Consider the following 18,052-nt stretch of genomic DNA (forward strand, 5'->3'; position numbering starts at 1 on the left):
GTTAGAAGTGAGGGATATCGGCGATATCCCTTTATTAAAGTTACTCTTTTTTAATAATATGAAGGTCAATGATCATGGTTACATATTAGCACAGGGCGACTTCAATGGGAATGCCTGAGTAGTAACGACAGGTTATAAAATAATCTTTTTTCTCAATACGTGGACCTTGTGCATCATCAATAGCCCAGCTATTCTCCCAATCATATATAACAGCCACCTCAGAATCAACACTTGTACCCATAACAGGATCCAATTTATCCAGTATCTCACCTAGCTCAGCTACCTCTTTAAATACCCTAGTGTTTTCATGACCACAATGATCTACTACAGCCCCATGGAATTTTTCAGAAGAACCTCTGCTCTTTCGCCATTGAAAATATTGTATTGTATCAGAACCATGGGCAATCGCTTGAATGGAGGATAGGACGTGCATACCCGGTCTCTTAAGTTTCCCAACCGGTTGCCAGTTAGTAGCACTGGGACTACTTTCCATCATCATAAACGGCCTGCCACCTTTAAGTGAACGATTGATATCATGTATAAAACCTATACGGCTTCCCTCTATCCAGTTTTCACGTTCTCCATGCCAATAGGGGTAATTATCCCAAGATATCACGTCTACATAAGGTGCAAACTCCCAATAGTTTACGCCCTTATTGTATATGGATATATAGTCATCAAAGTTGGTAGTTATAGGGATATCAGGAGTATATTTTCTGAGAGGGATGATCTCATTTTTATAAAAATCTATGGTTTGATGACTTGCAAACCTTCTCCAATCAAGATTGAGACCATGTACCAACGATTCGCCGTGTGGGGCAGGGGACTCAATTTGGGACCAATCAGTATATGTATGGCTCCAAAAACTTGTCCACCATGCCCTATTTAATGTATCTAAATCACCATGATATTTTTCTTTAAGAAATTCCCTGAATGCCTCTTGGCATAGCTCACAATGGCATGCTCCACCATATTCATTAGACACATGCCAAAGTAACAAAGCAGGGTGATCCTTGTAACGCTTTGCCAAGAGAGTATTTATATTTCTCACCTTTTCCCTATAGATGGGAGATGTAAAACAATGATTATGACGACGACCGTGTAGATTTCGAACTCTGTTGTCTCTAACTCTGAGTACCTCTGGATATTTCTGTGATAGCCAAGCTGGCCTTGCACCACTTGGTGTAGCCAAAATAACATATATACCGTTTTCATATAACTTGTCCATTATTGCATCTAGCCACCCAAAATCATATACCCCCTCTTCAGGCTCCAGGGCTGCCCATGAAAACATTCCCATTGCCACAACATTACAATGGGCTAGTTTCATCAATCTTATATCTTCGTCCCATATGCGGGGGTTATCTCTCCACTGCTCTGGATTATAATCTGCCCCGTGAAGGATCTTTGGACATTTAGAATTAATAGGACCATAAATTTTCTTCACTATTAAACACACCTCTTTCTCATCTACAATATTCATCTGCTAAAATTAAAAACACGCTAGCTCCCCAAGTATGTGCCCTATCACATAGCCCCTCGCCTGTCAATGCATCATAGTTTTCCGACATACCGCTTCTTTGTGCCATTTCGCAATATCTATTAGCCATCTTATTTGCAAATTCCCTTTCTCCCAATTCATATAGAGAGTCAATCAAAATTAGTGAAGTAGGTGGCCATATAGGTCCCCTCCAATATCCATTAGATGTATAATAGGGACTCTCTATACTCTCTGTTGCAAAACCATGGGAAGTCAAAAATCTTCCCTCTTCCTTTAACCCCTTCACTAGGGTAGTTATAATCTCATTTGGAAGGCGACTCCCCAGTACAATGGGAATATATAGTTGGAGACTTTGAGTATCAATGCATTTGTGACTACCGGATATCCGTGCAACAAACCTATCTCCATTCCAAAAATGATCCAGCATATTTTGGAGCGTTTTTTTGGATTTATCATTCCAATAAACTGCCTCATCCATCTTTCCCAGTTTCTTTGCCATATCGGCAAGTACCTCCATCTGTAATATGAGAAATGCACTGAGATCAGGGCTCTCAACTGGTGCACCTTTACTAAATACAGTACTATTATCCCAACCCGAATCATTTCCATGGTTATAATGGGGTATGCCGTCATTGTCGGCATCACTATATTTAAACCACCATTTTGTCCATTTAACTATACCAGGATATATAGCCTCAATATATCTTTTATCGGTAAAATATCCTCTCTTTGCAAACCAATTAAAAACCCAACCTTGTATTGGTGGCTTACAAAAGCTCCACAAAATACTTGCATCGTTTATAAGGTCAGGATACATGCCGGTATCATCTTGATGATCGTCAAATATCATGAGTTGATCCCACGCAAGATCAGGACGTCCTTTAGCCAATGCCATTGCATTAAAGCAATTATCCCAGCTCCAAATGCTGGCCATCCAGTTCTTAGACATGTATACTGCAGGTCTCTTAATATGTCCTGATGGCTCTACAACACAAGACCAATTGATATATCCTGCCAGCTCACCACTTTGTAAGTATTTTTCTTTTACAGTAACCGTATTCTCTATCCAGTTTCTATATTCGTACTCTACCTTTTGCCTGTATTCATCAAAAGTCTTAATGTAATCCCTCTTTTTATATGAAACTAAAAATTCATCTATTAAAAATTCTAACCCATCACTTTTATTAGATGGAATGAAATCTACTATTATATGTTCAGATGCATCGACTTTCCACGGTGCATCAACTTCAAGACTACCAACAAGGGGTATAAGCATGAGCTTTATACCCTGAGATACACAGTTGACCATCCAATTTCTATCATCATAGAGAATTGCATTATCATAGTTACCAGGTTGCATAGAAAGACGTACCCCAACCCCTTGACCCCGCACATATATTAAATTAGTCTCTGCAATACAAATTTCCACAAAGCCATTTGTAGATTTGAGTTTGAGAATTGTTGGGGTGCACTCTACTTCATAAGGTATTACGTCCCCATCATAAGTAAGTTCTATATGAAATATATTACTTGTACTTGCACTTCCTCTAACAGTTCGTATATAGAGATCTTCTCCATACCTGGGATAGCCTATAGAGAAATATGAACCATAACGTGAAAAAGGTACATGCTTTAAGTTTAGTTTCATAGTCTAATTCTCCTTTAGTGCCTATTCGGCCACTAAAGCTTCACTGCTGGCGGCCGAATAGGCATTATAAATTAAGTTTTTACTTATTTATAACGATCCTTTACTTCATCGTATTTATTTGTCATCCAATCCTCTAACTTGGAAAGACCCATGGCTTCAAGCTTTTTTACAAGATCATTATATGCTGCTGTAAATTTTTCTTCTGTCTCTGCACTTATCAATTTAACTGTTTGGGTCTTTTCAAAATCTACAATCTTGGAATATATAGTGGTCTCATCAATATCTTCCTTAGGTACTACAAAGTTATATACAGGCTTAAACTCTTTGACACTCTCTTTAACCGTCCTAAGCCAATCAGATGTCTCATCACCTGTATAGTTCCATATGCCTTCAGTCTTTTCAGATACACCAAATGCCCATGCCATATTCCCTACAGTCCTCACCATATTGTCATAATCTTGATATAGTTCTTTCATTTCAGATGTCATCTCAGGATATCCTTCAGGTGTTAGAGTATAATGTTCACCTTCTATACCCCAACAGGATAGCTTCTGCCCTTCATCGCTTCTTAAAAATTGTACAAATTTAATTGCCCTATCTGGTTGCTTACAATTCTTTGTAATATATACACCTGCCCAACCTATATTGTCATTTACAGTTCCTCCTTCTTCGTTTAGCATCTTATTCACTATAGCCATCTTATAGGGAAGACCTGCCTCTTTAAATACTCTGTTCGCCTTACCAGACTCATCTACAGCACGTGCTGCAGCAAATACATTGCCACTTGTAATAGCCTGTTGGTAGTCCTCATATTTATAGATTAGAGATTCAGGTTTTATACATCCTTTACGATATAAACGATTTAAATATTTATATGTCTCAATATACTTAGGATCCCTCACCATATATTTTATCTTGCCATCTTCTTCATATACTCCATTACTACCTGATTGCAGGCCAAACGCCATCTTAAAATATGATTCGCCGTATCCATCAGGTCCAAGTGCCAAAGCATTCATATCAGGATGCTTTTCAGTTACCTTTACAAGCACTTCTTCAAGATCATCTAGTGTATTTAATTCAGGGTTCCCTAGCTCCTCCATTATATCTTTCCGAATATGAAGGGTACTTGCTCCAGGAGTTGCGACAAAACGCGGATTCTCTTCAGCATACTCCTCAGGAGTAGAATAGTTGTTCTTTATACAATAGAAGTTACCATCTGGCATTGTATTATTTGCAACTATTATGGGATCTACTTCAAAATCTGGAGCATATTTTTCTATCAGCTCATTATAGGAATAACAGTTTTTTACTAGCTCAGGTTCTAATTTTTTAGTACCATTGTATACCATATCAGGTAGATCTCCAGAGCCAATCAATACAGCTAGTTGCTGTTGTTGGTCCGCTGCTTTTGTCACATCTAAGGTCACACCAGTCTTCTTTGTGATCTCATCATCCACAGGCCGTCCACCAAATGAATCAACCCAATACCAATCCATGTTGATAAATATAGATAATTTAACTGGTTTTGTATCATCGCCATTTTCACTACCCTTATTTTGTGAATTGGTGTCAGACCCTTGATTGGCAGTCTGCGAATTTTGGTCTTTACCGCATGATGTAAAAATCATAGAAAATACAAGTGCAAGCGACAAAACAACTAGTAGCATCCTTTTTTTCATATATATTCCTCCTTATTTGTAAGTTTTCGTCAAAATGACGAAGGTATAATATATCCTGTCAACTATATAATAGTTGAATCCAGGTATATTGCATATTATTCTTTAACAGACCCTAGCATAATTCCCTTTACAAAATATTTTTGAAGGAAAGGATAAGTCACGAGTATGGGGACTGTAGATATAATAATTACAGCAGCTTGCAAAGACTTGGTGGTGATATTAGTAGCACTTCTGAAATTCTGTTGCATATCCCCGACATTTGCTGCTTGACTCCTATTGATTATCTCCATCATCAAATATGACATGGTCCTAAGCTTTGAGTCTGAAACATAGTAGGCAGAGTCCATCCAAGCATTCCAATGCCCAACTGCAGCAAACAGTGTAGCCGTAGCCAATACCGGTTTTGAAATGGGTAGAATTATCTTTAAGAAAATCTGTAGATCATTTGCCCCATCAATATGGGCCGATTCACTCAATGAAGGAGATATCTCATTAAAAAATGAGATCATTATCAAGACCATAAACTGACTTAAAAGGGAAGGTATTATATATACCCATACTGTATTTAATAGTCCAAGGGACCGCAATAATACATAGTATGGTATTAGACCTCCAGAAAAGTACATTGAAAATATCAGTATACGATAATAGCCATTTCTAAATAAGAGTTTTTTATAAGAAAGTCCATAAGCTACCATACTTGTAAAAAATACAGATAATGCAGTTCCTACAACAGTTCTAAATACTGAAATTCCAAATGCATTCACCCATTTATCGTCAGATATTATCTTCCTATAGTTATCTAACGTAAATGCCCTAGGCCAAAAGTATATACCTCCTCTGGCTGCATCTAGACCCGAGTTAAACGATATTACCAATATATAATAGAATGGATATATGGTAATAAAGGCTATTAAAATCAGTAAAACATAATTTACTACATCAAAAACAATGTCTTTCTTTTGTCTTTTCACCATTCAAAATGCTCCTTTCTCGGTGTTTCTACAATATCAATAAATTCCTGTTCCAGATATCTTCTTAACTATGCCATTACTGCCAAATATCATTGTCACCGAAACAATTGACTGTAGCAGACCTACTGCTGCTGCATAGGAATATCTAAGTTGAACAAGTCCGGCCTTCAGCACATGGGTCTGTAGAATCTCTGAAGCACTCCTATTTAAGTTATTACCTAGCAATAAAGATTGTTCAAAGTTTGAACCCGACATTCCACCACCTAAAAGGTTACCAAGTGACAATATTAACACCACATTTATAGTGCTTTTTATACCTGGAAGAGTAATATAACGTATTTTTTGTAACCTAGATGCTCCATCTATATCTGCTGCTTCAAATATGCTTTGGTCAATTCCAACTATAGCAGCTATAAATATGATTGACCACCAGCCAAATTCTTTCCAAGCATCAGATATAATTGCCAATGTCCAAAATTTTTTAGGATCGGTTAGAAAGGGAATTGGGCTATCAATGAGGTTAAATGCCTTAAATAGACTATTTATCACACCATCACCAGACAAAAATGCAAACATTATACCATATACTACAACCCATGATATAAAGTGAGGTAGATAGCTAGCCGTCTGTATAAATTTCTTGAACTTTACATTTCTAACTTCATTGATCATTATTGCAAACAGTATAGGTATGGGAAATGTAAATATAATTTTGAGTACACTGATGACAAAGGTATTTCTGATTATCATTCCGCTCTCGATCTCTGTAAAAAACTCAACAAAATGCTTTAACCCAGCCCATGGACTCGTGAAAAAGCCTAGAATTCCTTCTGAAATTCTATAATCTTTGAAGGCAATTATTATTCCTATCATCGGTATGTAGCTAAATATAAGAAGAAACAACATACCAATCAATACAAAACTTTGAAGATAGGCCTGCTTTTTGAAATCCATCCACATTGGTTTTGGGTTTAAATTACTATCTCCTTTGCTATTCATTCTCCACTGTCCTTTCTTCATAAAATAAAAGTAGCTTTGAAACTTAAAAAGAATATATTACAAATGCAATTTATATAGTTAGTCTGTGTTTCAACTTCATTATAAGAAAAAAAAGATGGATTTTTAACTGATAAATTATATATCTATAGTGTAAAAATTATGGATTTTTGATGATAAAATTAAATTCGGTAGTAACATTTGCTTATAATCCAAAAAGGGCTATACAGTCTGAAACACTGTATAACCCTTTTTGGATTTTGTTATGTCCTTAACTCAGCATATCGCCTTATATCTGCACCATTTACAATATTCGACATTTGTTGACTTTTCAAACTTCATTATATCACAAGATCTATGAATTTGAGCATACATTTTCCATATATCCCTTAAAATCGCTCCCGCCTTTTCCCTGTCATACGCCATATCAACAGGGCTTCCTATATCTAAAAGATACAACTTAAGATATATGTCGTCCACTTTTTTACCATCCAACCTGAATAAATCCTCTATTGCACGGCCATAAACCATGAGCTGGGGCATATATGTATTTTTAATCCTCTTAATATCTTCATCACCGTTTACCACATTGGTCTTATAGTCAGTTATTACGGCAACCAGCCTCCCCCCTTCACCCCGGTACACATCCAACCGATCTATTACCCCGTTTATCACCAAATACCCATCATCAAAGGGGGCATAGGCAAAGGGCATCTCCCGCCTTCTTATAACTGGTCTACCTAAAACATTGTTACCATTCTCTATCTCCCTATAATTGTCCACATACCTCTGTATTTCAGAAGATAAGCCTGCTATATCGGTATATCCCATATCCTTTAATACCTGATCCACACTACAGGACAATTCCAATACCTTGTGGACTATACTACCCCTTTTACTAGGCTCTATTGAAGGCGATGTGTTACATTCCGATGTACTAGATATTTCATCTTCGCAGGATGGCAAAAAGTCCTGTATATTAAGCCCTAGTATCTTTTCCAAATAAAATCTTCTAGGACACTCCTTAAACTCCATATATCTGGATATACTGGTATAATCCATGGGTATTGACGAATAGATGTACCCTATCCTGCCTTCCATATCAGAAAGATCCTTTATCTCAAACGTAGTATCAACTGTTTTACTCTCCTTGACGGTAGGCAGTAAATTATAGTCTATTTTCTCCACCCACTTCTCTCCATCCCCTTTTTGCAGTGCAAAACTTAGCATGGCAGAAAAGGATTTAAGCTTTTTTATCCTGTCTAAATCATCATCAATGTTGATACAATCATCATCCATGCTTCCCGTCAACACCACATAGCTCTTTGCCCTAGTCATTGCCACATACAATATCCTTATAGACTCGTCTATCTCCTTTATATTCTGCTTTAGGCAATAAGTATCATATCGCTTCTTTGTATTCTCATCATCTGAACGAAATACCAGTTCGTTGCCGTCAAAGGCTATATACTCCTGCCCCCTCATCCTACTGGACACCCTTAATAAATCCCTATCAATACCAGGAATTATTACACCTTCAAACTCCAATCCCTTGGACTGATGTATGGTCATAAGCTTTACCGCCTGGCTGTCCTCCGTATGAAGTGCACCTTCTTCTTCGCCCCCGCTTTCAGATAGTACCTTTATATATTCCACAAACTCCCTCTGATCAAACAGCCATTTTTGATCAAAGGTATAGGCCCTATCCAGGAGCTTTTCCATATTCCTTATCTTTTGAAGGCCATCACTGTGGCAAATTAGCGTTTCCACTACATTGCACCTATTCATTATGTATAGGAGTATATCAACAACATTAAGCTCCTTTGCCCTTTTACCTAGATCCTCCATAACCATAAAGGCCTTTTTAAGGCGAACCCTGTTAGGGTTATTTTTCATATTATCTATGGTAAGGCTTAAAGCGTCCCAGAAACTCAAATCATCATGTGCCACTTTATTCTGTGCTATATTTACCAATACATCATCAGGGATATTAAAAAAACTACCTTTTAAAACCGACAGTAGTGTAGGGATATTTGCATCGTCCATATATCCCCTATCTATTACTAGCTCATAGATATTTAATACCTCCCTGACCTCCTGCCTATCATATAGTCCGCTCCCGCCTATTATGCAATAGGGTATGCCATATTGTGAAAGTTTTTGCTCTATCTCATCATACTGCCACCTACTCCTTACAAGTATGGCAATATCCTTTAGATCAAATCCTGCCTCAAGCAGCATATTTACCGATCCTGCCACTGCTTCGCCTGAGGGGTTTTCATACTCCACCTTATCTAAAGTCTCTTTAAAATCCCACAGCATTTTCTTAAACAGTTTCCTATCCTCTACCCCTTTTGATGCAGACTTTATTGCACCTAGCTTTTTTTGTGCCAGTGTCTTAGGCCTTTTCTCAGGATTTAAAACCAGCTTTATCCTTTTCTCAGTTGCATCATCATTAGATAATCTATTTGATTTGGTTTTCATTGGGATATAGCCATTTATAAGGGGTGCAAAGAGTGCATTTATGCCATAGATTACCTCATCTTTGCTCCTAAAGCATGTATCAAGTGATAGTTTGGCGCCCTCTCCCATGTCATCTGCTACCTCATTAAATATCCTATAATCCGTCCCCCTAAAGCCATATATTGACTGTTTAAAATCTCCTACTACAAACAACCGTCCAGGATAAATAGTACCATCATCATCTTTAACCAGGGCATATATTATATCCTTTTGAATATGATTGATATCTTGAAATTCATCCACCAATAGATATCTATATCGTGCCCTATACCTGATCCTTATCTCTTCCTGCTGTAAAAGTTCAAGGCACATACGCTGAAGATCGTTATAATCTAGTACGTCATTTTTTAGCTTGTAGGAGGTATATGTATCATCTAGAGCCTTTACCACCTCCAATATAAAGAAATGTAGTATATTATCCTTTGACCGTTTATATAAAGCCTCTATAGTTTCTTTCCCTTGTTCACCTAGCTTCTCCCTTATATCCATAATATCCTGTCTAAAATAATTGGATGAGACATACCCCTGCTTAAGCCTTTCATCCATGTATATAATAGCCTCTTTAAACCGATCTTGCACTATAAACTCATTCATTATCCCTTCCCAAATCGTATCCAAAACAAGCTGCTCCTGGACAGGATCTATTATGTCAAAATCCCAGTCTATCCCAAGTATTGGAGCGTTTTCCCGTACTATAGAGGCACAGAAGCTATGTATGGTACATATATTTGCACTGCTCAACCTATCCATATGCTCCTGCCATGTATAAAAGCTAGATTCGTCCACCTTCATATCACCTATGAATTTCCTTATACGTTCCTTCATCTCTAGGGCGGCCTTTTCGGTAAAGGTGATAGCGGCTATACTGTCCATATCCACTCCTGCCTCTAAAAGTGCCATGTATCTAGAGGATAATACCCTAGTTTTGCCTGACCCAGCCCCTGCAGATAATGCTATGTTTTTCCGTATATCTATAGCCCTTTTCTGTTCATCGGTCAAATTGAATTTCTCTAAAACGCTCTCCATGGCAAATGCTACCCCCTTCCTTGGCTATAGACCATACCTTTTCCCTGCTGTATTTGCATATATCCTTAAATGCACAGTCAATACCTCCATAGCCCTGTGAATGCACCTTACACATAGGCGAATAATAGAACAAACCTTCCTTTACATCATTAAACACCTCTCCCACCAGTTCCTTTACATAATCCATCATCCCATAAAATGCAGCACTACTTACATCGCTCCTCTTACGGTTAAAACCTATGTCCTTCTTGTACTTAGTCTTATATATGCCATCTAACCTGCTTGCAGCACTTTTCTCTTTTTCCTCTACCCCGTAATATAAAAGTGCCATACAGTCAAGTGGAGTATTTGGCATCATGTTTTTTAATCTATCTACTACCATATGGTAGTAGATGGCAAGCTGATAGTTGTTATTCTCCAGTATACTGCTAAATCCCTTGATACTGCTTTTTTTATAGTCATATATTATAAACCTGCCGGTAGGCAAAAATTCATCTTCGGATATAGCATACTCCATATCCACCCTGTCCACCTTACACACCACATCATATCCAAATACATAGGTATTTCTAATCCTATGCTCCAATATTATGGGTCTTAATACCCTCCCTGTGGTCTTTTGATAATTTTTTAGCCTCTTAAGATCCTTATCTATAAAATTAGAAAGTACAGAGATAACCCCATCATAGAGTTTTGATTTTGCCATCTCCAGATCCCCTTCATCAAGTAATACTTCCCTCATATTATTCTCTATATAAAACCCTAGTATATTTTCAAGCCGTTCTCCATCCACCGTTTCAAAATTCTTAAGCCCAGTATAATACCTACACAGCACCCAATGATACAGATTTCCAATATCCCCGTCGTCATATGCATAAGGATCCTCTTCAAATGCACAAAGCCCCATAAAATTTTGCAACATGAACCTATAGGGACATTTCATATAGTCATCTATTTGCGATGCACTTAGGCTAAAATCTATTGCCGTTTGGGTAAAATCATCATATATTATACCTTCATAATTATTAAACACATTCTCCCGCTGCCTGTGATATTCTATATGCCCATTTTGTATAGACATTAACATTTCATCCCCATATGTTGTGCTGGATAATTCCCTTGAAAATTCGTATACATCAAGGCCGTTATATAGTGCATTAAACCCATCTTTAAGGAGCATACACCTAAGCTCATGATCTGTAGATACCATATCCCCATTCAGTAAAAACCTATCTCCCATGGATTTAGCCCCTTCTTTAAGCCCGGTTATGGATTTTACCTCCTCCACAAAGGTGGATGCTATTACATATGAGTCATCCAGATTTGCCTCCCTATATGATATAAAGAGTTCCTCCCTGCATGATGCCATGGCCAGATTAAACCGGATTTTTTCCCTGTACATCTCCCAATTATAATTGTTAAAATTTATCCCATAATTTTTAAGAAGTTTGGTCTCTTGGGAATCGAATATGCCAATTGGCCTTGGAAGCCTTGGCATATCCCCTTCATTTGCCCCTAATATATATACATATCTATAGTATTGCCCACGGGCAAGATCCAGATCAATTACCCGTACCCCGGAAGAGGCCGCCTTGTCCATATCAACCGTCATACCCCATATGAGATCTGTAAAATAGCCGGTAAATTCGCCTTTTGTAATTTTTTCATCCTTATATACTGAAAGTAGACCTTTAAACGACTCTTTTTCCTTTAATAGCAGGCCATATCCCCTTATTGCAGCCATCTGGTGCATATCGAGTGGTTTGTTAAATCCTTCCAATGCAATCTTCTCTATCTCAGCACCTTGCTCTGTCAATATTTCATCTAATATGTCCATCCATTCTTCATATGTCTTAGTTTCATCTTCCATATCATTTATCGCATTTAGCATCTGCCTAACAAAAGATATGGATGTTAAAGGAATCCTGTATGGGAAATTGATAGGTATATTAAACTCATTGAATATGGTATAGATATAGTATCCATAATCGTCTATATTTTTTGTATACAGGGCTATCTCGTAGGCGGGAGCGCCTGACATAATCCTGTTTTTTATATCCCGTGCCGTTTCCCGTACCTCACTTTGAATGCAGGGATATCTATCTATATGTATTGAAGAATAGGAAGAAGGTTTGGATAAGCCGCTGTAAAACAGCATTGCAACCTCTTTTATATCCTCCGCTACATCATAATATCCACTAGCATTTACCTCTATATGAAAACCCATGTCCTTAAAATTATCCACCAGTTCCTCCATTACAAAGCTATGGATAAGCCGATTGTCAAACGGGATATTTATATAAATATCCATATCCCACTGCCTTGATATCCCTTCCATAAGCCTCATATTGACTGGATCAATATTTGTAAATCCATCTATTACCATTGCATCTATATCATTAAAATATCTGGTGCCCTTTACCTTTTTAATTGCCATAGCAGATATATCATCTATATCATAAAATCCGTTTTCATCCATCCATGTATTATAACCTTCATATATAGTACATAGATCTTGTAACTTTTTAGCTAGTACTTGATCGGATATACATCCTTGTATATCCTTTAGATCATGTAAACCTATACACTGACGCTTTAATGCTTTTATAAACTGTGCTATTTCTTCTATAAATCCCTGCTTGTTTACCACCTTATTATAAAAGATTAAATTATCCCTAAGATCGCTACACAATCTATATATGAAGGTACGCTGCATATTTGTACTCAAAACCCTATCCCAATTTATACTGCCTGATACTATATCTTGCTCCATATCATCAAACATAATGACCTTTGATTTAACCATACCCCTATTGAGTTTGAATATCTTAAATCTTACATCCTGTATAGCCTCCCTTGAAGGCAATATATATAAGAAACTTTTACCTTCCATATTGAGGCGGGCACATAGATCTATAAGCCGCTCCCGCCTATTGGAAAATAGTGGTTCTAAATATAATATTCTTTCCATATACTCCCCTTCCTGTATAATTACTATATGTCGAAAGTACCAGGCAGGCGGGCAACACTATCTATAAGGCTATAAAGCTCTTCATATGTCTTTTCCAAGTCATTTCCATTGTTAAACAATATGCCATATATATTATCCATAAGCTCATTGTTTAGTCCATGCTCTGCTGCATTTTTAAGATAGGATATTGCATTTTTTATTTTCCCTTGATTTTTCTTTTGTTCAGCCTTAAATAGATATCCATAATATAAATAACTATTATGCCTGCAGTCTCGCTGCATCAAAAATTGAGACATTATCTTTTGATCACACTCTTTTTCCGCCTTTTCTTCCCCTTCGACTTCACATATGATCTTTAATCTATTATACCAAATCTGTCCCTTTCTAAAAAAATGCGCACCAGATTCTTCATCTTCAGCCAGATAAAGGGCTGTATCTATATATTCCAATGCTTTACATGCATCCTTGTGTCCCATCCAATAACATATACCCAATTCCACAAGTAACCAAATCTTCTGATTGATATCTTCAATGCTAGCGTTCATTACGCTATTTAACAGGCAAATTGCAGGAATATACTGACCATTCTGCTCTAACAATCTAGCCAGCATGATTCTATGCTCCGGATTATCAAAATCCCCTATTAAATTCTGAGGTGGTTTTACTTTGCCATGTTTTACTATAAATTCTACCCATCCTTCATATTCTTCACGTGTCACAGCAACCTCTCCTCTCAACCTAGATACAGTTTCATTGTACCATTAACATAGGAAAGGTTTTTCCCTTCAAATAGATCATTCATATATTTTAACCATATTTTGGGATATTTCCCTTATTTGCTCCCTTAGCTCTAATGGCTCTAATACTTCCATATTGTCTCCAAATCCCAATAGCCAAATGAGTATGCCCTCCGTACCATTCGATAGAAATTCATATTCAAAATATTTATCATTCTTTTCGACCAGTTTACCTTCTGACATATTACGCTCCGTTACTGCCTTAAAAACCGAGTTGTTAAATCGGACCCTTACCTTTGTCATTGGACCTGAGTACATATACCATGTCCTCTTTAGATATTGTTCCAGATTAAACTCGGCAGGACGTTTGCCATCCTCATAAAGCATTCTTACCATTCTCATCCTATCTATGCGAAAATGATGTACCTGATCTTTTAATTCGTTGAGACCTATTAGATAGTACTTTCCAAATTCACATGCAAAACCGTATGGAACTGCCCTATAGGATTTAAATACTTCGGAACTTGCAGATCTATATTCAAATGATATCTTTTTACCCTCATCTATAGCCTTTCTTATGATATTTATGGTTTCAAATTCGGCACAGGCATTAGTGTTTATATGTTCAAATGGATACCGACTACGCAACATACGTGCTTCATTTTCGGATAGGTGTTTTATCAGAAATTCCCTTATTATCTTTTTACGTGTAGGCTCTAGATCTGTGCTTATAAGCATTGTCAATATGACGTTTATATCACCGGCACTTATAGGATATATATATTTAAGCATACCAAGTATGCCGTCATGATATACACAATATCCCTTCGATGACCTCTGATATCTGATATCAGTTAAAAAATTTTCATTCAATTCTTTTACATAATTTCTTATAGTCTTTATATCCTTTTCAAATAGATCAGCTAGTTCTTCAGGAGATATCACCTCCCCATTCTTTATTAAGCGGAATAATTCAAACATAGCCCGTTCCTTCTTATAATCGGCAAATGGTTTCATTGCCTTTCCCCCCCAACCATGTCTGTAATAAATGATTTATTAGTTCAATAATATATATTCGACGAAATATCTCCTATTCCTCTAAAATAATCCAATATTGGGTATAAAAAAAGGCTGCAACACCTGCTGCAACCTTTTTTTACTATGCCATAAAAGCTTCTATATCCCCTGTCTCTTTTATTATATCCTTTGACAGGACTTTGTATCCATTTTCAGTAACCAGTACATCATCCTCGATTCTTATGCCTATACCCTCCTCGGGGATGTATAGTCCAGGCTCAACCGTAAGCACCATACCGGATTTTACATCATCATACGGTCCTACATCATGGGTGTCTATACCTAGGTAATGGCTTACACTATGAAAATAATATTTAAATACATCTTCACGGCTATTTACAAGCCCCAGTCTTCCAAGCTCTTTGTAGTATAAGTCTACCACAGTTTCATTCAATTTTTTAAACGGTATACCAGGCTTTATTATGTCTATTACAGCCTTTTGGGCCTCTAATACTATATTGTATATATCCTTCTGCCGTCTTGTAAACTTGCCTCCTACCGGAAAAGTCCTGGATATATCCGCATTATAGTACTTATATTGAGCACCTAGATCAAACATTATAAGGTCATCAGGTGCAGTTTTAGAATTATTTCTATCGTAATGGAGTATGGTAGCATTTTTCCCAGCAGCTGCTATAGTAGCAAAGGCCTTGTCAAACACCCCATTTTTCTTCAATGCATAATCAAAATATGCCTCTATCTCATACTCCATCATACCAGGTGCTGCATTTTTCATCATAAGCTCTATGCCTTCCCTGGTTATCCCAATGGCCTTTTCTATTAGTTTTACCTCTTCAGGGGTCTTTATAGTACGGAGCCCTGCTATATCATTGTATACATCCTTTATGACGATATGGGAAAATCTATTTCGTATTTCCTGGGCAATACCCTGAGAAATGGATAGGGGTTCATCCCACTCCCGCCTCTCTAAGTCAAAGTATAAAGCCTTACAGCTCCCTTCTGCAAGAATACGAGTTATATGGGGTTTAAAATCCTCATTATAGCTTATATTCTCTATACCAGATATATCGCTTGCCTCATAATCCCTTAGTCGTGGGCCTATCCACCTCTCAAGATCAGGATCCGGTTTTGGGATAAAGAGTCGCTCCTTTATATTGCCGCCACATTTTTCCATAAGGAGGATTATATCCTCCCTATCTATTCCAGTCATATAATAGAAATTTCTATTTGGCGTAAAGGGGTATTTTTCATCTGCACTTTTATATATCCCTTTACCTGAAAACAGTACAACAGACGAGCCATCCTCCAGGGAACGGAATAGCTTTTGTCTATTTGATATGAAATTATGCTTCAAGGAGGAACACATGGTAACCCCTTACAGCTTCATATATATCTGCCTTGCTGGCTATCTCCCATGGAGCATGCATATTATGCAGTGCAATACCGCAGTCTATTACATTCATGCCGTAATTGCCCAATATATATGCTATGGTACCGCCGCCTCCCTGGTCTACCTTACCAAGCTCTGCAGTTTGCCAGCTCACATTATTTTTATCCATTATAGCCCGTATTCTAGCTATATACTCAGGGTTTGCATCATTTGAACCACCCTTGCCGCCAGAACCGGTATATTTATTAAACACCACACCTTTGCCAAAGTATGCGCTGTTTTGCTTTTCAGTAACCGACGGATAGTTGGGATCAAATGCAGCACTTACATCCGATGATAACATCATAGAGTTAGTAAGTGTCCTTCTTAATTTCAGTTCACTATAATCCCCTGCTGCATTCATTACCTCTGCCAAGGCATTTTCAAAGAATTTAGAATGCATTCCAGTAGCACCTACGCTGCCTATCTCCTCTTTGTCCACAAGGAGGGTTACACATGTCTTATCAGGGTTTTCTATCTTCATCATAGCTTCAAATGATGTATATGCACATATTCTATCATCATGACCATAGGCCATTACCATACTGGAGTCCAGGCCATAGTCCCTAGCAGGCCCTGCCGGTACTGCCTCTATCTCTGCTGATACAAAATCTTCCTCTGTTATATCGTATTTGGATTTTAATATATTAAGTACGTTCTTTTTAATCCTGTCCTTTTCTTCCTTGTCATTTACTGGTATATTTCCTATGGTTATATTGAGATCTTCACCGGTAAATGCCTCCTTTAAACTTTTACCCATCTGATCCTTTGACAGGTGAATCAGAAGATCAGTTATGCCAAATACAGGATCGTCTGCCTTTTCGCCTATCTCTATATTTACCTTAGTACCATCCTTTCTCACTACCACTCCATGCAGGGCAAGGGGTATGGTCACCCATTGGTATTTCTTTATACCTCCATAGTAATGGGTCTTTAACATTGCAAATCCCGTATCCTCATACAATGGATTCTGTTTTAGATCAATTCTTGGAGAATCTATGTGGGCACCTAGTATACGCATTCCCTCTTCAAAGGATCTCTCTCCCACTACAAAAAGTGCTAGAGATTTATCGTAATTATTTGCATATACCTTGTCTCCCGCCTTCAATTTACCGTTATTCTTTATAATATCATCTAAATTCTTATATCCCTTTTCTTCAGCCATCTCTATAAAAGTGGCTACACATTCCCGCTCTGTTTTGCATTTTGACATAAATGCCCTATATCGATTTGCAAGGTCAAATACTGCCCTTTTTTCAGTATCATCGTATTTTTCCCATGCACATTCTACCTTTTCTTCAGTCTTCTTATCTGCCATATCACTACCTCCTCTAAATATAAAACAATCTATCCTTTCATAATAGCACACTGGATAAAAATATCAACATCATATCAATTATAGTGTGTGTCAAGTTTTCGTTGGCACCTTTTTCTTCCAGAAAGTCAATCGCTATAATAATCAAGAAAAACATCTTAAATTTTACCATTTACCAAAGTTGTCAAGCCTAAAATGTACTTCGCTACGCT

General features: G+C 37.4%; 10 protein-coding genes and 1 pseudogene. All 11 read right to left on the reverse strand.

The window, feature by feature from the left end; translation table 11 throughout:
- Positions 1-124: 124 nt before the first annotated feature.
- Positions 125-1,483: pseudogene (locus tag EJN67_RS12760) on the reverse strand (beta-galactosidase); the annotation flags it as partial.
- On the reverse strand, positions 1,467-3,149 hold the full coding sequence (locus EJN67_RS12765; RefSeq protein WP_129724835.1) for an amylo-alpha-1,6-glucosidase: 1,683 nt from the start codon (positions 3,147-3,149) through the stop codon (positions 1,467-1,469). The pseudogene EJN67_RS12760 and the gene EJN67_RS12765, both read right to left, overlap by 17 nt.
- 83 nt (positions 3,150-3,232) lie before the next feature.
- Positions 3,233-4,831 (reverse strand): extracellular solute-binding protein, encoded by a 1,599-nt coding sequence (locus EJN67_RS12770; protein ID WP_129724836.1) that lies wholly within the window; start codon positions 4,829-4,831, stop codon positions 3,233-3,235.
- A gap of 95 nt (positions 4,832-4,926) precedes the next feature.
- Positions 4,927-5,808 carry a carbohydrate ABC transporter permease gene (locus EJN67_RS12775; protein WP_129724837.1) on the reverse strand — a complete coding sequence of 294 codons (882 nt, stop codon included), beginning with the start codon at positions 5,806-5,808 and terminating at the stop codon, positions 4,927-4,929.
- Positions 5,809-5,841: 33 nt separating this feature from the next.
- The gene (locus EJN67_RS12780; RefSeq protein ID WP_129724838.1) at positions 5,842-6,804 is read right to left on the reverse strand and encodes an ABC transporter permease; all 963 of its coding nucleotides are present in this window, start codon (positions 6,802-6,804) and stop codon (positions 5,842-5,844) included.
- Positions 6,805-7,077: 273 nt separating this feature from the next.
- A complete protein-coding gene (locus tag EJN67_RS12785; protein ID WP_129724839.1) occupies positions 7,078-10,350 on the reverse strand; it encodes a UvrD-helicase domain-containing protein in 3,273 nt (1,090 codons plus the stop codon).
- Complete coding sequence (locus EJN67_RS12790) at positions 10,313-13,321, reverse strand: PD-(D/E)XK nuclease family protein (RefSeq protein WP_129724840.1); 3,009 nt, start codon at positions 13,319-13,321, stop codon at positions 10,313-10,315. The genes EJN67_RS12785 and EJN67_RS12790 overlap by 38 nt, the downstream gene beginning before the upstream one ends.
- A 23-nt stretch (positions 13,322-13,344) precedes the next feature.
- On the reverse strand, positions 13,345-14,040 hold the full coding sequence (locus EJN67_RS12795) for a hypothetical protein (protein WP_129724841.1): 696 nt from the start codon (positions 14,038-14,040) through the stop codon (positions 13,345-13,347).
- A 75-nt stretch (positions 14,041-14,115) separates the two neighbouring features.
- A complete protein-coding gene (locus EJN67_RS12800) occupies positions 14,116-15,075 on the reverse strand; it encodes a helix-turn-helix transcriptional regulator (RefSeq protein ID WP_129724842.1) in 960 nt (319 codons plus the stop codon).
- Positions 15,076-15,217: 142 nt separating this feature from the next.
- A complete protein-coding gene (locus tag EJN67_RS12805; RefSeq protein WP_243641316.1) occupies positions 15,218-16,450 on the reverse strand; it encodes an aminopeptidase P family protein in 1,233 nt (410 codons plus the stop codon).
- Entirely contained in the window at positions 16,440-17,843 is a 1,404-nt protein-coding gene (locus EJN67_RS12810) for an aminopeptidase (protein WP_129724844.1), read from the reverse strand. Before EJN67_RS12810 ends, EJN67_RS12805 begins: the two co-directional genes overlap by 11 nt.
- Positions 17,844-18,052 lie beyond the last annotated feature (209 nt).

It is taken from the genome of Xylanivirga thermophila (genome assembly GCF_004138105.1).
In the GTDB taxonomy this organism is placed as follows: domain Bacteria; phylum Bacillota; class Clostridia; order Caldicoprobacterales; family Xylanivirgaceae; genus Xylanivirga; species Xylanivirga thermophila.

What these genes read in the sequence shown, in the direction of transcription:
- EJN67_RS12775 (WP_129724837.1), bottom strand. Translation starts at nt 5,808, where the DNA reads ATGGTGAAAAGACAAAAGAAAGACATTGTTTTTGATGTAGTAAATTAT.
- EJN67_RS12780 (WP_129724838.1), bottom strand. Translation starts at nt 6,804, where the DNA reads ATGAATAGCAAAGGAGATAGTAATTTAAACCCAAAACCAATGTGGATG.
- EJN67_RS12770 (WP_129724836.1), bottom strand. Translation starts at nt 4,831, where the DNA reads ATGAAAAAAAGGATGCTACTAGTTGTTTTGTCGCTTGCACTTGTATTT.
- EJN67_RS12785 (WP_129724839.1), bottom strand. Translation starts at nt 10,350, where the DNA reads ATGGAGAGCGTTTTAGAGAAATTCAATTTGACCGATGAACAGAAAAGG.
- EJN67_RS12790 (WP_129724840.1), bottom strand. Translation starts at nt 13,321, where the DNA reads ATGGAAAGAATATTATATTTAGAACCACTATTTTCCAATAGGCGGGAG.
- EJN67_RS12765 (WP_129724835.1), bottom strand. Translation starts at nt 3,149, where the DNA reads ATGAAACTAAACTTAAAGCATGTACCTTTTTCACGTTATGGTTCATAT.
- EJN67_RS12800 (WP_129724842.1), bottom strand. Translation starts at nt 15,075, where the DNA reads ATGAAACCATTTGCCGATTATAAGAAGGAACGGGCTATGTTTGAATTA.
- EJN67_RS12810 (WP_129724844.1), bottom strand. Translation starts at nt 17,843, where the DNA reads ATGGCAGATAAGAAGACTGAAGAAAAGGTAGAATGTGCATGGGAAAAA.